Source organism: uncultured Apibacter sp., assembly GCF_946479295.1.
Classification (GTDB): domain Bacteria; phylum Bacteroidota; class Bacteroidia; order Flavobacteriales; family Weeksellaceae; genus Apibacter.
Genome location: NZ_CAMLFD010000009.1, coordinates 1 through 16,841, shown reverse-complemented (window position 1 = coordinate 16,841; position 16,841 = coordinate 1). Strand labels below are relative to the sequence as shown.

General features: G+C 29.9%; 14 protein-coding genes. 6 read left to right on the top strand and 8 right to left on the bottom strand.

The annotated features are described in order from the left end of the window. Positions 1-6: 6 nt before the first annotated feature. The 4 genes from Q0T35_RS07050 to Q0T35_RS07035 form a co-directional block, all read right to left on the bottom strand. Positions 7-1,035 (bottom strand): hypothetical protein, encoded by a 1,029-nt coding sequence (locus tag Q0T35_RS07050; protein WP_295841504.1) that lies wholly within the window; start codon positions 1,033-1,035, stop codon positions 7-9. Between the two features lie 39 nt (positions 1,036-1,074). Next, positions 1,075-1,869: a hypothetical protein gene (locus Q0T35_RS07045; RefSeq protein ID WP_295841503.1), complete on the bottom strand. Its 795-nt coding sequence runs from the start codon at positions 1,867-1,869 to the stop codon at positions 1,075-1,077. Positions 1,870-1,911: 42 nt separating this feature from the next. Then, entirely contained in the window at positions 1,912-2,787 is an 876-nt protein-coding gene (locus tag Q0T35_RS07040) for a hypothetical protein (RefSeq protein WP_295841502.1), read from the bottom strand. A gap of 770 nt (positions 2,788-3,557) precedes the next feature. Continuing rightward, positions 3,558-3,752, bottom strand: a complete 195-nt coding sequence (locus tag Q0T35_RS07035) for a hypothetical protein (RefSeq protein WP_295841501.1) — start codon at positions 3,750-3,752, stop codon at positions 3,558-3,560. A 109-nt stretch (positions 3,753-3,861) separates the two neighbouring features. On the opposite strand from Q0T35_RS07035, the gene Q0T35_RS07030 reads away from it, so the two are divergent. The 4 genes from Q0T35_RS07030 (at position 3,862) to Q0T35_RS07015 (ending at position 10,690) form a co-directional block, all read left to right on the top strand. After that, complete coding sequence (locus Q0T35_RS07030; RefSeq protein ID WP_295841500.1) at positions 3,862-4,554, top strand: helix-turn-helix domain-containing protein; 693 nt, start codon at positions 3,862-3,864, stop codon at positions 4,552-4,554. Positions 4,555-4,728: 174 nt separating this feature from the next. Continuing rightward, positions 4,729-5,418, top strand: a complete 690-nt coding sequence (locus tag Q0T35_RS07025) for a LexA family transcriptional regulator (protein WP_295841499.1) — start codon at positions 4,729-4,731, stop codon at positions 5,416-5,418. Between the two features lie 334 nt (positions 5,419-5,752). Beyond that, the gene (gene clpB / locus Q0T35_RS07020; RefSeq protein WP_293918703.1) at positions 5,753-8,380 is read left to right on the top strand and encodes an ATP-dependent chaperone ClpB; all 2,628 of its coding nucleotides are present in this window, start codon (positions 5,753-5,755) and stop codon (positions 8,378-8,380) included. Between the two features lie 444 nt (positions 8,381-8,824). Next, positions 8,825-10,690 carry a TolC family protein gene (locus Q0T35_RS07015; RefSeq protein WP_295841498.1) on the top strand — a complete coding sequence of 622 codons (1,866 nt, stop codon included), beginning with the start codon at positions 8,825-8,827 and terminating at the stop codon, positions 10,688-10,690. Positions 10,691-10,756: 66 nt separating this feature from the next. On the opposite strand, the gene Q0T35_RS07010 is transcribed toward Q0T35_RS07015, so the two are convergent. Then, on the bottom strand, positions 10,757-11,341 hold the full coding sequence (locus Q0T35_RS07010; protein ID WP_293918700.1) for a riboflavin synthase: 585 nt from the start codon (positions 11,339-11,341) through the stop codon (positions 10,757-10,759). A gap of 226 nt (positions 11,342-11,567) precedes the next feature. Here Q0T35_RS07010 and pdxA point away from each other — a divergent pair, with 226 nt between their 5' ends. Then, positions 11,568-12,665, top strand: a complete 1,098-nt coding sequence (gene pdxA / locus Q0T35_RS07005; RefSeq protein ID WP_295841497.1) for a 4-hydroxythreonine-4-phosphate dehydrogenase PdxA — start codon at positions 11,568-11,570, stop codon at positions 12,663-12,665. Positions 12,666-12,760: 95 nt separating this feature from the next. On the opposite strand, the gene rny is transcribed toward pdxA, so the two are convergent. The 3 genes from rny to Q0T35_RS06990 all read right to left on the bottom strand — a co-directional run bounded on the left by rny (position 12,761) and on the right by Q0T35_RS06990 (position 15,191). Then, positions 12,761-14,332, bottom strand: coding sequence for a ribonuclease Y (gene rny / locus Q0T35_RS07000; RefSeq protein ID WP_293918697.1), 1,572 nt, complete (start codon positions 14,330-14,332; stop codon positions 12,761-12,763). Between the two features lie 289 nt (positions 14,333-14,621). After that, entirely contained in the window at positions 14,622-14,891 is a 270-nt protein-coding gene (locus tag Q0T35_RS06995; RefSeq protein ID WP_293918695.1) for a cell division protein ZapA, read from the bottom strand. 6 nt (positions 14,892-14,897) lie between these two features. Then, positions 14,898-15,191 (bottom strand): hypothetical protein, encoded by a 294-nt coding sequence (locus Q0T35_RS06990; protein ID WP_293918693.1) that lies wholly within the window; start codon positions 15,189-15,191, stop codon positions 14,898-14,900. Positions 15,192-16,007: 816 nt separating this feature from the next. On the opposite strand from Q0T35_RS06990, the gene Q0T35_RS06985 reads away from it, so the two are divergent. Further along, positions 16,008-16,403, top strand: coding sequence for a hypothetical protein (locus Q0T35_RS06985; protein ID WP_293918691.1), 396 nt, complete (start codon positions 16,008-16,010; stop codon positions 16,401-16,403). Positions 16,404-16,841 lie beyond the last annotated feature (438 nt).

The following is a 16,841-nucleotide window of genomic DNA, read 5'->3' as shown; positions in this document are numbered from 1 at the left end:
TAAGCTTTAATTTATATCTAAACGAACTGCAAAAAAATACGTTCCTATTGGTATTTCTACGTCTTTTTGTGTTGGATGCATTATATGGGTATCAGTACGTAACGTATTACGGATAAACGAATTAGGCACAACTGCAGGAAGACTTGTACTAAATGTTAGAGCAATTTCATGTTCATATCCCGGATCTCCCGGATTTTTACCGTCTGATTTTATAACAGCTATATAATTTACATACGGGGTTGTAAATTGAAAATTTTTAGCTTCCGGATAGATACCAACTACACACATTGCCTTTTTAGATACCTGCCCTTTTAAGTTATCACTTGCCAAATACCAATTTCTATTATATTTACCGGGAAATCCATTTTTATCTTTACAATTATCATAAGGATCAGCATCACGGTTCATACATCCAGATCTTTTATCTTTAAGATGATCATCATCTACCGGTAAGCCATCAAGATCATCTAAATCATGCAGATATGTCCAATACAAAAAACCTCCGTCGTTTCCCGGATTAACAACCAAGTATTTTGCCATAATCATCCATATACCGGGAGTCAGTTTTAGCCCTCGTCCTGTAAATGTAATTTCTCTATGATCATTTGAATTTCTAGTAACAAGCTTACTTGGATTATTACTTAACGGATGATCCATATCTAAATGCTCATTAAGTGGTGCCTCTACTAAGCTAAACGGTTTAGGTACCCAGTTAACTGTACCTTTATTATCCTGAAACATTAGCATGCTAGCTTTTCTTTCCGATTGATCGCTCAACCGTAATCCGTTTGTGGTGCCATCTGTTTTAACATGTACTTTGGCAGTAGGAGTAAGTGTCCCTATCCCCAAATTACCCTCTTTTGTTACAATCACATCATCCGATGTATTAGAAGTTCCATCAGTATTTCCTTTGGCATCCACATGAAAAGGTCCTTGCGGTGAAGTTGTATTTATTCCTACAGATGGAATTTGGGCAAATAAATAATTGCTTACCCCTCCTGCTAGTATTGCATATAATAAAAATAATTTTTTCATATAATATATTTAAAATTCACAATGTATTAATTTGATCTTCTAGTCTAAAATATCTACATCTAACCGAACAGCATAAAAATAAGACCCTTGAAATTCACTGGTAGTAGTATATCCAAATTGTGTATTACTGGTACTACCAAATATTCTAAACACGTGTTCCTCTCCCTTAGGAACATTCACTATAGCAGCCAGTTGCGGAGTGCCAATATAATATCCGTCTTGTTCTACCGGTACTCCTAATACTGTACTAAATTCCGTTGGATCTGTCTTACCCATATTTTTTAAATAAATCCAAACATTATTTCGGGGTTTCGGTTTCGGATTGCCCGACGGATATATAGTATTTCTTACCACAAATTTGGATAGAACCAACCATTTCCCCTGGGTAAGTTTCAAAGGTTCTTCAGTTAAATCTCCTGGAGTTTCATCTGTAGGCAAACGCTTATTATCGTTTATTTTACCAACACTTATTATAGGACTTAAAGGGGCTACCCAAGTAGCATTTCCCAGATTATCTTTGCTAACTAGTATTTTATTGTTGCCTTCAGCCCCATTTTCTAAACGCATGGTCCCATTAATATCTAAACCTGCTTCAGGCTTAATTTTCCCAACCCCTAAATGTGCTTGATATGATTTCAATAATATCCAGCCATTTCTTACAGAGTTAAATACCACATCATCTGTTGTATTTATTGGAACATCAGTATTTCCATTATTTTTTTTTGCATCTATATGAAAAATACCTTTTGGATGATCGGTATTAATACCAACTTGTGAGAAAACAACGCCAATCGCTCCCCCCCAAAGGGACATAGATATAATTATTTTTTTCATGATTTTTATATAATGGTTTATTATAGTATAATAAAAACAAAATTACTTTTTGTCGACTTTATCTATTCGTATAGCCCTAAAATAAGGTTTACCTGTGGCAAATTCATCATAATCTCCGTCTACAAATACTACCGTATTATGATATATACTGGTACTGGCATAAGCATCAATAATCATAGTTTGATCCTTTTCTACTTTAACGATATGAGTTAGCTGAGGTGTGCTAGCACAGGCTCCGGAACGTTCCGGGGCAGTTCCAACCAAAGTTAATACCGCTTTTTTATAATCAGATTCATTACTATTATATAAAAGGGTCCATATATATTGATCCCATCCATGATCTTTACCGCAACCTTCTCTAAAATTAGATCCGGTTCCTGCTGTAGTTCGAGTGGCATACTTAAGCTGAACCAACCAGGTACCTTCCGTAAGTACTACCGGCTTGGTTGAAATCTTAACTGCCGGGGATTTTCCGACGGGTAATCTAGGATCACCGGGAATAACGGGTTCCCTACTTGCTAAATTCGGCCCTCCCTTTGTTGAGGTGTCGTCAAGCCTAACATGTATTTGTACTATTTCACCTTCTTTTATTTCTGGCATTAGACGATCAGAAATTACAAAATTTCCTTCTTTATCAGATCCTATAATCTTTCCCTTTTGAATAGTTCCTTTAGGAATAACCCGTAGCCCTTTTCCACGCATACCTATAATTTCCAATTTTGATTGGGGAGTACGGGTACCAATACCCACGTTTCCATTTCCATCAATTACAAAATCGTCTTCAGCATTATTGTATTTCCCATCGATATGGAAAACCCCTTGAGGTGCTTCGGTGTTTATCCCCACTCTTTGGGTTTGAGAGAAAGAACAAACGGAAATTACCCCGAGTAATGAACATAATAAAACTTTCTTTTTCATAATGAATTATTAATTAACATATTAACACTTACTTGATCTTCTATTTTTAATATTAGAAAATCAATTCTTTTTTTTAATGACCATTTTTTTTATTTCATTATAAAAATTAAGTACCTGTAAGGCATAAAAAAATAGATGAACACTTAATTTTTAAAATTTAAAACACTTAAACACTAACTTTTATGACGGTAAAGATAAACAAAAAATATATATAATCGAAAAGTTTATATAAGATTATTATATAAAATTTGATATATTTAACCTCAATTTATTATACAAAAACTACAAACAAGAGCTATCAATACACAAATTACTTATTATATTGTTTTTAAGGAATAAATTAATGAGTATTTTATATATATTATACATTACTTTTTTTATTATTTTTCCATAACTAGATAATTGCATTTAATTTTTATGTAAATATTTATTATTTTTTTTAAACTCTCCACACTAAATCTCTTATTGATTATAAAATTTTTCATCCCTTATAAATACTTCCGATAATTTATATAACTTTTATGGATTCAATTGATACGTTGTACGTCAAAAAATAAATTATTTGAATATTATTTTTTCTAAAATGCTTATTACAGCTATGATCCTAAAATATCCCAGTAAGTATTTTTTATATTGATAAATAAACAGTTGGCAGACTGTTTACATTTATTAGAGCTTCAACTATTAAATAGAAATTAGTTTTAAATATAATTTTATAAGAACAATTTTCTCCTTTTACTTGAAAATATGTATTGATACACATTCTTTTATCAACCCGAAATTTTCTTTTGATATTTTTTTATAAACTTTTCCCTATTATTAATAATAGCTTCTAATGCTTTTAGAACATCTACTTTCTCTCGAGAGAAACGTGCTCGTACATTTTCAGGAGTTATATTCAATAACTTAGATGCCAAAACATAATCCCCAACTTCTATTTTTCTTTTTATTTGTTCTGATGTCATAACAATACTATATTTTTTGATATCTTTGTTTTATCTGAAAGCAAATATATATACATTTTGTTTATTTTAAAATTATTTTACACTAAATGTATATTTTTTTATATTAAACATGAATACCGTTACCATTCTAAACGAGATTAAAAAATATTACGGATTTACTAAAGATTCTCAATTGGCTAAGCATTTAGGAGTATCTTCCCAAATATTATATAATTGGAAAATGCGAAATTCATACAATATTAAGCTCATATATATAAAATGTGAAGTTTTTAACTACGAATGGTTATTAAACGGAGCTGGCCCTATGTTAAAAAAAGATATTGCTAATGAGGCAAATAGTAATCTACCTATAACCGAGGAATCTAAGTATAGCTTTCAAAAAGGTAAAAAGAATTACTTGCCTTTGTATAATTTAGATAATATCGGAAATCTAAAAAATATTTTAACTAGAAGCCTAGATCAAAAATTTATTATTGATTTTATTAAAATTCCAGATTTAGCTGATTGCGATGGAGCTACTTATGTTAAGGGTAATTCTATGGCACCTATTATTAAAAGCGGAGATATTATCATTTTTAAGACTATTTCATTTAATGATATAATATGGGGAGAACTTTACTTAATTGAATTTAGTATGGACGATCACTCATTTTATATTCTAATAAAATATATTCAAAAATCTGCTAAAGGAGAAAAATTTGTTACACTTACCGGAGTAAACCCTAATCATTCTCCTCAGGATGTTCCTATTTCAAAAATAAACGCTATTGCCTTTATCCGCGCAAGCATACGAAAATTTTAAAAGTTTATATTTTTTCTTTTAAAGACTCTACAACTTATGCTTTTTTATTAAAACATGTACGCTTGTTGTGACAAAATGATATTTTTTTGATATATTTGCCTAAAAATTAGCCTAATATATAAACGAAGTATTTATATAAATTTTATTTGATCTTTTATTTATAACTAACAAGCCATGAAAAAATCAACAATTTTGAGCAAGATTAAACTATTTTATGGATTTAAAAAAGATTCTGATTTGGCCAGATATCTTGGAATTTCTCCTCAAACGTTCTCTAATTGGAAAAAAAGAAATACTTACGACTCTTTACTACTTCATACAAAATGTCCCGAAATAAACTTAGAATGGCTATTAACAGGAGAAGGCCAAATGTTGAAATCATCTGCTTTAGATAAAGACTCCCCCATTTCTATCCTGGAAGATCCATTGCTTAAATTACAAGAAAGAAATAATTTTAATATACCCCTATACAATCTAGATTCTAATGGTGGTTTTAAAAATATAATCCTAAAAAAATCAGCAAACACAATTATCTCAAACTTCTTAAAAATACCTAACCTATCTGACTGTGATGGAGCAATTTATATAAATGGAGAATCTATGCTCCCTTTATTGAAAAACGGAGATATAATTATTTTTAAAAATGTATCTGTAGATAATTTGTTTTGGGGAGAATTATATGTTATAGAGGTTGCATTAAGCGAAGATTCCAATCATACTTTTATAAGACACATTCAAAAGTCCAATTTAGGTAAAGGATACATTAAGCTTGTGAGCTCTAACCCTATATACGAACCTAAAGATGTTGCTATAAATAAGGTAAATGCTCTTGGTATGATACGAGCGAGTATTAGATATCATTAATGGTTGAGAAAACTATAAACTATTTTCTTTATAAACTATTACAGCTTAATATGAAAAAATTTTGATCACTTTACGGAGAAAATGTAACCGGATTACTTTCAATTATATTATTTTAAATATATCATCTAAATATAATAATACTTCTAAAAAAGCTTTATACTAAAAAACAAAGACATTATGTCTTTTATTTCAATTTAAATCACTAAAAATAAGACATTTTGTCATTATTTGAGTATTTTTTACTTACATTTTGATCAATTAACTGCATGAATATCTTATTACTCAATTTGGTTTATATTTTGCTAAGGTTAAAAACGTAAGAGATTAAAAAATTATGGATTTTAATAAATTAACCATCAAATCACAACAAGCCTTGCAAGAATCTCAAGTTATTGCCCAAGGTTTAGAAAACCAGGCTATAGAGCCTGCACATTTGCTTAAAGCTTTATTGGAAAGTGAGGCAAGCGTGATAACTTTCATTTTAAAAAAACAGAATTCAAATTTAGCATATATAAATTCCGAACTTCAATCAATACTCAATTCTTTACCTAAGGTTAGTGGAGGACAGCTCTATCTTTCACAAAACTCAAATAAGGCTTTAAATGAGGCCCAATTGGAAGCTACCAAGATGAAAGATGAGTTTATAAGTTTGGAACATATTTTTTTAGGACTACTTTCTGTAAATGATAAAACCTCACAATTATTAAAAAAACAAGGGGTAACTAAAGAAGGAGTTCTAAAAGCCATTGAAGAAATTAGAAAAGGAGAAAGAGTTACCTCTCAATCGGCTGAAGATACATACAATTCATTAAACAAATATGCCAGAAACCTTAATGAATTAGCACAAGAGGGTAAACTTGATCCTGTCATTGGTAGAGACGATGAAATAAGAAGAGTTTTACAAATTCTTTCTCGTAGAACTAAAAATAATCCAATATTGATTGGTGAACCCGGCGTTGGGAAAACGGCCATTGCCGAAGGTATCGCTCACCGTATTATTAATGGAGATGTTCCTGAAAATTTAAAGGATAAAACTATTTTCTCTTTGGATATGGGAGCATTGATTGCCGGAGCTAAATACAAAGGAGAATTCGAAGAACGTTTAAAAGCTGTAGTCAAAGAAGTGACAGCTTCTAATGGGACTATCATTCTTTTTATAGATGAAATCCATACATTGGTGGGCGCCGGAGGTGGTGAGGGAGCCATGGATGCTGCCAACATTTTAAAACCTGCATTAGCACGAGGTGAACTTCGTTCTATAGGAGCTACTACTTTAAACGAATATCAAAAATATTTTGAGAAAGATAAGGCCTTGGAAAGGCGTTTCCAAAAAGTAATGGTCGAAGAACCTGATGTAGACGATGCTATAGCCATTTTACGAGGTATCCGAGAAAAATATGAAGCACACCATAAGGTACGTATTAAGGATGAAGCCGTGATTGCTGCTGTAGAACTTTCCAATCGTTATATTTCAGATCGTTTTTTACCCGACAAAGCTATTGACTTAATGGATGAAGCTTCTGCTAAACTTCGTATGGAGATGAATTCCAAGCCTGAAGAGCTGGATGTGCTCGATCGTAGAAAAATGCAACTGGAAATTGAATTGGAAGCAGTAAAAAGGGAAGCCGAAAGCCCTACTTCAAATGAGAGCATTAAACAAGCTAATGAAAAAAGGTTAGAAAATGTTAAGGAAGAATTATCCCAGCTTAATGAAAAAAGAAATGAATTGAGTGCTTCTTGGAAGTCTGAAAAAGAAAGAGCGGATAAAGTACAGGAAATTCGTAAAAATATTGAAGAATTTAAACTTGAGGCTGAAAGAGCGGAACGTTCGGGAGATTATGGAAAAGTAGCCGAGCTTCGATATGGAAAAATAAAGGAACAAGAAGCAGCATTAGCTAAAGCTGAAGAAGAATTATCCGATGACCGACCAAGATTGATAAAGGAAGAAGTAAATTCTGAAGACATTGCTGATGTTGTAGCAAAATGGACTGGAATTCCGGTTACTAGGCTTGTACAAAGTGAACGTGAAAAATTATTAAATCTGGAATCGGTACTTCATAAAAGAGTAGTTGGACAAGAAGAGGCTATTGAAGCTGTAGCAGATGCAATTCGTAGAAACAGAGCCGGTTTGAATGATGAAAGAAAACCCATTGGATCTTTTCTATTTTTAGGAACAACGGGAGTAGGTAAAACCGAATTGGCAAAAGCCTTGGCTGAATTTTTATTTGATGATGAAAATTCTATGACCCGAATAGACATGAGTGAATACCAGGAAAAACATTCTGTGAGCAGATTAGTGGGGGCCCCTCCGGGATATGTGGGATATGACGAAGGTGGACAATTAACCGAAGCTGTAAGAAGAAGACCATATTCAGTGATCTTACTGGATGAAATTGAAAAAGCGCATCCCGATGTATTTAATATTTTATTACAAGTATTAGATGATGGAAGACTTACCGACAATAAAGGAAGAACGGTTAATTTTAAAAACTCCATTATTGTGATGACCTCTAATTTAGGTTCTCATTTAATTCAAGAAAAGTTTGAAAAATTAGAAGGTGATAATTATAAAGAAATTTTGGAATTGACCAAGCAACAAGTATTAGAATTGTTGCGAAAAACTTTGCGCCCTGAATTTTTAAACCGAATTGACGAAACTATCGTATTTAAACCTTTGAATAAAAATGAAATTCGAAATATCATAGATATACAATTAGATTCACTCAACAAAATATTGGACAAGAAGGGAATTCACATGAGCATGACTGATGAAGCTAAAGATTATATTATGAGTAAAGGATACGATCCCAGCTTTGGAGCCAGACCACTGAAACGTTTAATTCAGCATGAAATCTTAAATCAATTATCAAAAGAAATCCTTGGGGGTAAAATAAACGAAAACGATTCTATCATTGCAGATTATTTTCCAGAAACCGGTCTTGTTTTTAGGAGAGAAAATTAAAAGATAACCATTTGTTGATATTTTATATTAGGGTATGTTTTTCACATGCCCTTATTTATTTCTATATTCTAGGTATAAATAAAGCTTTTATTCATTTTCATCAAATTTATATAGCATTGCATTAAGAATAATTAAAGTATTGAAAAACTGTTATCAATTGTATTTATTGAATTTCATATACAAAAATGTAGTCGCTTTTTTTTAAATTGAGAAATCAAGGTTAAAAAATAAATTTTAAAATTTAAATAATGCATCCAAGTTATATTAAAATCACAACATATTTATCTTATGGTCATAAGAATACATTAGGATTATTTATATAAAATTATATTATTACATACCATTGTAAATTAAAAGAAATATTATAAAAAATGTTTTAACTTAAATTTGTAACAAAATATATAATCATTCTACTTATAAGATTGAAAATTCATTTAAATAAGAATGAAAATAAACAATAGTATAATCGCTTTTTTCATAGTTGGATTTGTCTCAGCGCAAAAAGTATGGTCTTTTAATGATTGTTTATCTTATGCTAGGGAAAACAATTTGCAAGTGCTTGCATCAAAACTAAATGAACAAGTTCAAGAAAGTAATTTAAAAATTGCCAAGAAAGAAAAGCTTCCAGATCTTAAAGGAACCATAACTAATGGGATAACCTTTGGACCTTTAGCTACACAGAAAGTACATCAAGATGGTATGGATTTCAATATCGACTCCTATTATAAATATACAGAAGGATACCAAAACAATCTTGCATTAGAATCATCCATATTACTTTATAATAATAGACGATTACGATTAACTGAAGAGAAAAATTCATTTTTAGTACAACAAAATCACTATACTACAGAAAAAATTAAAAACGATATTTCTTTACAGCTAGTAGGAAATTATTTAACTGTATTGCTTAATAAAGAGCTTTTGGGGGTTCAAGCCAATTCAATGGACACTCAAAAACAAGACAAAGACAGGAATGAAAAGTTATTTAAAGCCGGTAGCATTCCTTTAAGCACTTTGTATGAATCAAGATCAAATTTGGCTAATGCTAAGCAAACCTATGAAAATGCCAAGATAGAGGTAGACCGATCACTTATGGTCTTAGCTATGTTGCTTCAAAAAGATTATAGAGATTTTCAAATTGAAGATGTTAAAGTATCTGATGATATAGGTATGCCTCTCATTAATATGGATGATGTAATAAATTATGCATTTAACAATCAACCGGTTATAAAATCTGCTGAAATAGCTGTTGAATCAGCAAAGAAAGATATAGACATTGCAAAAACCGAATTTTACCCTTCTATAACAGGTGGATATAAAGTGAGCACATTTTATCAAGATTATTTTGATAGATCCAGTAAATCCCTAGATGATCAATGGTACGATAATCACTCACAAATGCTATCTGTGGGATTAAATATTCCAATATTTAGTAAGGGAACTAATAAGATTAAAGTTCAGCAATCCAGAATTAATCAGCTTATACAAGAAAATCAACTTGATCAGGAAAAATTAAATTTAAAGCAGAATATACAAACTTCTTATTTTGACGTAAATTCAGCTTTCCAAACCTTTAATTCAGCTAAGGAACTGGTTTCTTCTACTGAACTCTCTTACGAATTTGCACAAAAAAGCTTCGCAGCCGGAAAAATTAATATATACGATTTAAATACTGCAAGAAATAATTATTATAATGCATTATCTCAAATGCTTCAAGCTAAGTATTCATTCCTATTCAGATTAAAAATTCTAGATTTCTATATTGGAAAACCATTAGAAATATCATCTAATGAAAATGAAAATTATAATAATTTAACTCCTAGCAAAAAAGCTGTTCAGGCTATCAATGATCTTACAACTACTGAAGTAGAAATAAAAAAACCTGAAACACTTAAACCTGCTATTAGTATCCCTGAAAAAAATAATAACAAAAATAGCTCTACCCCAATAAAACCAACTAATAAAAAAGTAGAAAAAGCTGCGGATACTAAATCTAAAGAAACAAATACGATTAAAAATGAAGTAAAAGAGACCACTGATAAGACTATTTCTTCTGCTAACGCTAAGAATAAATCTAAAGAAATAAAAGCTATTCCTTCTAGTAATAAAAATAATACAGCTATCACGACAACTCCTGCATCACCGGCACAGCCAGTATCAAAAAGTGAAGCAGATGCTAAACGTGAAGCCTTAATTAAAGAAAGAAGATTAAAATATAGTCAAGGCGCCAAACCTCAATTCCAAAATGATACAGAAAGAGAAGCTTTAATCAAGGAAAGAAGAGCTAAACTGAGCAAAGGAATATAATTTACATATGAAATAAAAAAACCTTTAACCTTGTTGTTAAAGGTTTTTTATTTTAACCATAAACATTTAAATACACTTACCATACAATTTTTGTATGTATTTCCCTATAATATCAAACTCTAAATTTATTTTGTCCCCTACTTTTAAAAACTTCAAATTGGTATTCTCCCAAGTATAAGGTATAATAGCTACTGAAAATTCATTTTCTTTACTATCCACTACCGTCAAACTAATTCCGTTAACCGTAATAGAACCTTTTTCTACAGTTATATTTTCACCATTATAAGTAAAGGTAAGTAAAAAACTTCCTTCTTGATTTTCAATTGATTTCAATTCTCCAACTTGATCAATATGTCCCTGAACGATATGTCCATCCAATCGATCTGAAACTTTGACACATCTTTCAAGATTAATTATATCTCCGGTTTTAAGTTCTGAAAAATTTGTTTTTTTTAAAGTCTCTGCAATAGCAGTAACCGTATAGAAATTCGGATTTATATCCACAACGGTAAGACATGCTCCATTATGCGCTATACTTTGATCTATCTTCAATTCATCAATAAATGATGCGAATATAGATAAGGAAAGATTTTCTCCTTTTTTTTCCAGATTAACAATCTTTCCCGTTTCTTCCACAATACCTGTAAACATATTTTTTATTTTTTATTCAAAAGTAATATTTTAAATCTTCTTTATAAGGAACTCTTTTATAAATGATTCGAAAAGACTACAACTCAATATGATTCATTATAAAATTCACTACTCAATATAACAAAATATCTTTATTTCATATAGTAATATTTCTATTTTCTTACATACCTATAAATTAAATATATAATTTTTTCTACATTTGTTATAATAATTTCACCGTTTATATATGAGCGTTAAAAATAATAAGTTAAAAGTAGGAATAAGTATTGGAGATCCTAATGGAATAGGTATCGAAGTAATACTTAAAACACTTCAGAATAAAGAAATATTAGATTTTTTTACTCCCATTATTTTTGCTTCAACTAAATTAATATCACATCAGAAAAATATATTTGGATTAAATTCCATTTATTTCCAAGGAATTTTTAAACCCGAAGAAGCTATACCCGGAAAAATTAATGTTGTCAATCTTTGGAAAGATAATATATCTGTTCAGTTCGGCTCACCTACAAATGAAAGTACTAAAATAGCAAAAGCCTCTTTATTAGCCGCTTTAAATGCTTTAAAACAAGACACTATAGATGTTTTAGTAACTGCCCCTATTAATAGAGAAGCCATGCAAACCCAAGGATTTAATTACTTTGGTCACACAGATTTTCTAGAAAATCAATTAGGAGAAAAATCTCTTTTGCTCCTTAAAAATAATGATTTAAAAATTGCTTTTGCAACATTTAATTTGCCCATATCAAAAGTTCCTGAGATGTTGAGTAAAGAGTTAATAAAAAAACAAATTAAAGCTTTACATACTACTTTAATTCAGGATTTTTGTATAGAAAGACCTAAAATTGCTGTTTTAGGATTAAATCCTCATGCGGGAGATCATGGGCTTTTAGGCAATGAAGAACTAAGCTATATTGAACCGGCAATTAAAGAATCTTTTGATAGAGGAATTCTTGCTTTCGGTCCGTACTCTGCAGATAGCTTCTTTACTCCTACTATATATTCTTCTTTTGATGCAATTTTAGCCATGTATCATGATCAAGGACTTATACCGTTTAAAACCCTCTCCTATGAATATGGAGTTAATTACACCGGTGGACTGTCGGTTATTCACACTGAACCCAACCATGGCACAGCTTATTCTATAGCAGGACAAGGGATTGCCGATCCTAAATCTTTTGAGCAAGCAATATTTGATGCCATAAAGATTTATAAAACAAGAAATGAATACATTGATCTCAAATCTAATATGCTACAAAAAGCAAAGATTGAAGGTATTGATATTTCGGTTGACGAAGACCTACCAGAAGAAGGAGAACTCTAATAAATATAGAACGTTATTTTTAATCCATTAGATTAAGATTCGCACAAATAAAAAAAACTTTAAAATTTCTTTTAAAGTTTTTTTTATAATTCTTTCTATCTAGCTATATTAACAGCTCTCGTCTCACGTATTACTGTAACTTTTACTTGTCCCGGATAGGTTAATTCATTCTGAATCTTTTCACTTATTTCAAAGGAAAGTTGCGATGCTTTTTGATCATCTATTTTTTCACTTTGCACCATAACTCTAAGTTCTCTACCTGCTTGTATAGCATAAGCCGTATTAACTCCATCAAAACTTAGTGCTACATTTTCTAAATCTCTCAACCGTTGGATATAAGATTCAACTACTTGTCTTCTTGCTCCCGGCCTTGCTCCACTTATTGCGTCTGCGACCTGAATTATAGGTGCAATTAAACTTTTCATTTCAATCTCATCATGATGGGCTCCAATGGCATTAACCACCGTTTGATTTTCTCCATATTTCTCTGCCCATTGCATTCCTAAAATTGCATGCGGATGTTCAGATTCTTCCTCAGGAACTTTTCCTATATCATGTAATAATCCAGCACGTTTTGCGATTTTGGGATTTAATCCTAATTCTGAGGCTAAAATTCCTGCTATATTTGCAACCTCTCTCGAATGTTGTAAAAGATTTTGTCCGTAAGAAGAACGGTATTTCATCCTTCCGACCATTTTTACTAATTCAGGATGTAACCCATGAATTCCTAAATCGATAATAGTTTTTTTACCGATTTCAATGATTTCTTCTTCTATTTGTTGTTGTGTTTTAGCTACAATTTCTTCAATTCGTGCAGGATGAATTCTTCCATCTGTTACCAACCTATGTAAGGATAATCTTGCAACCTCTCTCCTAACCGGATCGAAACAAGAAAGTAAGATTGCTTCGGGTGTATCATCAACAATAATTTCAACCCCGGTTACTGCCTCCAATGCTCGTATGTTACGACCTTCTCTTCCTATAATTCTTCCTTTTATTTCATCGGATTCAATATTAAAAACAGAAACTGAATTTTCAATTGCTTGCTCCGTACCTACTCTTTGAATCGTTTGTACGATAATTTTCTTAGCCTCAGCCTTTGCATTGAGTTGCGCTTCTTCAACTATTGCCTGAATTTGAGCTTGGGCTCGTGACCTTGCTTCCTGTTTCAAAGCCTCCATTAATTCAGCTTTTGCATCTTCAGCAGAATACCCGGAAATCTTTTCCAAAATTTCAACCTGCTGCTGGTGCATCTGATTTAATTCGGCCTGTTTTTTTGCTAAATTTTCAGCTTTTACTAAGTTTTCATTTATAGCTTGTTCCAATTGCTTTTTTTGGTTATTATTTTGATGCAATTCATCATTAAGCTTGGTCTCCTTATCCTTAACTCTTTTTTCAACTTCAAGCATTTTCTTTTCTCTCTGATTAATTTGCTCTTCATGCTGTAATTTTAATTCTAAGAATTTTTCTTTTGCTTGAAGCATTTTTTCCTGCTTTATATTTTCGGCTTTAAGCTCACCTTCTTTTAAAATTGCAGCAGCTTTATCATCCGCCTCTTTTAATTTATTTTCTCTATATTTATTTAGAGAACTTTTCGATAAGAAATATCCTATACATCCCCCTATAAAAAGGATCGCGATTAACTCAAATATTATCGTTACACTCATACAATTAATTTATATATAAAAAAACCTACATTAATTCTATTGAACTTTTATTTAAGTAAACTCCAATAAACAGGATTCAAGCTATGTTTTTTCTCTGTAATCTGCTGTTGACATTACTATCAAATCATCTTGAAAAATGAGAGGCAGCCCGCCATTAAAAAAACAATCACTCAGTTAATCAATTTGTGTTGAGTTTACTAAATTGAGTTAGAATCAATGTAGGTCATATTTTTGTTCTACATTTAACTTACTAATTTTTTTAAGATCTATCTAGAAATGCTTTACTTCTCTATAACAAGTTATTAATTTTTTTTATTTTAAGCAAAATTTCATTTTGTTCTTTGGATCTTTCTCTTAAAATATTTTCTAATTCTGAAGCAAGTTGTAGGGCAGCCATAGCCAAAGCATCTTGCTTTTCAGATATGTTATAGTTTTTTTCAAAAGTAATTATGTATTTTTCTATCTTTTTTGCAGCAATTCGTAAAACCTCTTCTTCTTCACTTTTGACTACTAAGGGGTAATTTCTTCCCGCTATTCGTATATTTACTTTTTGAGACATTTTTATTTATGAATTCTGCAATTCCGAAATACATGCATCTATTTCTTTAATCAATCTATTCATTTGCAATTTCATCAACTTTTTATATTCACCACTACCCGAAATCGCATTTATAACTTTCAATCTTCTATTTTGTTCTTCAAGTTCTATATATTGTTTTTCTTTCTGAATAAATTTATCTTCATTTTTGAAAAGAGAATTTTCTAAGTATTCATTTTTCTTTTTCAATACTTCATTTTCCTTTCTTAATTCAAGAAGTTTATGTTCCAATTCATTAATTCCCTGAATAATCTCTTCCATATTAGAACGAAAAATTTACAATTCTAACTCTCTTGCAAATATATGAAATTCTTTTTTAAAAAATTAATACCTAACTAACAATAGTTTACCCACTAAAAATAGGTCCTTTGTAAACTAAAAATTTTAGAGCTTCATACTAATAAAATTTACTAATTACCCTGCATTTAAAATTTTTTAGAATAAATATTATTAGCATGAATAATTGCTAACAATCTTTTTCAATTAAATTATATTTTGAATTATATTTTTATTCAAAATAATTTTTTAAAATCAAAATTTAATATCAACAATTAATCAAAAAATAACCATAAATCTATACACATATTTTATATTAATAATTAATTTGTTAAATCTATAAAACAATTATAATACTACATATTTATTAAATAATTTATATTAACAAACAAATCATTAAGAAATATATTATTTATATAAGCATAATAAAAACGCAAATAATACAAAAAAATAAATTATTTTTATATTATATTTTAATGATATAATTAATTTGGAATTATATCATATATTTCATTAGATTTGCTATATAATAAAAACACTTATCTACTTATGAATAAAATCTACTTTTTATTGTCTTTATATACTTGTATTTTACTGTTTATAAAAAATATTATAGTGTTAATTTAAATTAAGCAAGTTACATGGTGCGCTACTGCTTTTATATAAAGTTACTACTATCTTCTATTAATTAATTTTGACTTAGTAGCGATTACCTACCGTACTTGATCCTTATCAATTATTAATTAGAATATTAATATTGTACTAAAACAGATGTAGCGGAAATCTGAAAACTTAAAAGTCATGAATAATATAAATGTTAGAACTTTTGCCCCACTACCCTATGATTTTATGACTATTAAAACTATTAATCAAAATGAATTAGTCATTAATCAAACTATTTCCTTTATATCTAATATTTATAACTATACATATCGATGCTACAAGAAGAAAATGTATATTTTGGATCACATTTGCCCCAAAATATATGTTGGAAATAAAATAAATGTTTCTAATAAACTTAAATATCCGATTATTAATGATAATAAAGATCTTAATGCTATAAATAAATTTCCAGTATATATCAATAATTTGTTAAAAGATCAAGACACACAAAATTATTTTGCTGAATTTAAGCCTTATACTATATGTTATATTTCTAAAAAAGGTTTGTATAAAACTATAAGCATTTATAATTAACAATTCAATTATAATGAGAAAATATTTTTCCTCCTAAGTAAATTACAAAGTTGGCATTTAAAAAGCCCAAATAAACCAATACTAACCAAATTACACATCGATCTTTATTATATGACTATAGAATTAAATTACAAAAAAGACTCATCTAAGTGTTCATACTATACAAAATTATGGATCAATAAATCCCTCATTTTCGGACACATATCAATAAGAAAAACCTTTTCGAATAATTATTGGTACTAAACATTGAATGCGATACTAAATATAGTATATCCTAGGATAGGAAAATGTTAAAAGAAATTTAGACATAAGAAGAGCTAACGAAAAAATAAAATATAACTACTAACTAGAAAATTAGTCTTACCATGATTAAATTAAAAACCAACCAAGCCCGGTTTACATCAATAGTTCTGCTTTCAACTATGATTTTACAGAGCT

Excerpts from the sequence above, each read along its gene's own strand:
- Q0T35_RS07050 (WP_295841504.1), bottom strand. The coding sequence starts at position 1,035 with ATGAAAAAATTATTTTTATTATATGCAATACTAGCAGGAGGGGTAAGC.
- Q0T35_RS07045 (WP_295841503.1), bottom strand. The coding sequence starts at position 1,869 with ATGAAAAAAATAATTATATCTATGTCCCTTTGGGGGGGAGCGATTGGC.
- Q0T35_RS07040 (WP_295841502.1), bottom strand. The coding sequence starts at position 2,787 with ATGAAAAAGAAAGTTTTATTATGTTCATTACTCGGGGTAATTTCCGTT.
- Q0T35_RS07035 (WP_295841501.1), bottom strand. The coding sequence starts at position 3,752 with ATGACATCAGAACAAATAAAAAGAAAAATAGAAGTTGGGGATTATGTT.
- Q0T35_RS07030 (WP_295841500.1), top strand. The coding sequence starts at position 3,862 with ATGAATACCGTTACCATTCTAAACGAGATTAAAAAATATTACGGATTT.
- Q0T35_RS07025 (WP_295841499.1), top strand. The coding sequence starts at position 4,729 with ATGAAAAAATCAACAATTTTGAGCAAGATTAAACTATTTTATGGATTT.
- clpB (WP_293918703.1), top strand. The coding sequence starts at position 5,753 with ATGGATTTTAATAAATTAACCATCAAATCACAACAAGCCTTGCAAGAA.
- Q0T35_RS07015 (WP_295841498.1), top strand. The coding sequence starts at position 8,825 with ATGAAAATAAACAATAGTATAATCGCTTTTTTCATAGTTGGATTTGTC.
- Q0T35_RS07010 (WP_293918700.1), bottom strand. The coding sequence starts at position 11,341 with ATGTTTACAGGTATTGTGGAAGAAACGGGAAAGATTGTTAATCTGGAA.
- pdxA (WP_295841497.1), top strand. The coding sequence starts at position 11,568 with ATGAGCGTTAAAAATAATAAGTTAAAAGTAGGAATAAGTATTGGAGAT.
- rny (WP_293918697.1), bottom strand. The coding sequence starts at position 14,332 with ATGAGTGTAACGATAATATTTGAGTTAATCGCGATCCTTTTTATAGGG.
- Q0T35_RS06995 (WP_293918695.1), bottom strand. The coding sequence starts at position 14,891 with ATGTCTCAAAAAGTAAATATACGAATAGCGGGAAGAAATTACCCCTTA.
- Q0T35_RS06990 (WP_293918693.1), bottom strand. The coding sequence starts at position 15,191 with ATGGAAGAGATTATTCAGGGAATTAATGAATTGGAACATAAACTTCTT.
- Q0T35_RS06985 (WP_293918691.1), top strand. The coding sequence starts at position 16,008 with ATGAATAATATAAATGTTAGAACTTTTGCCCCACTACCCTATGATTTT.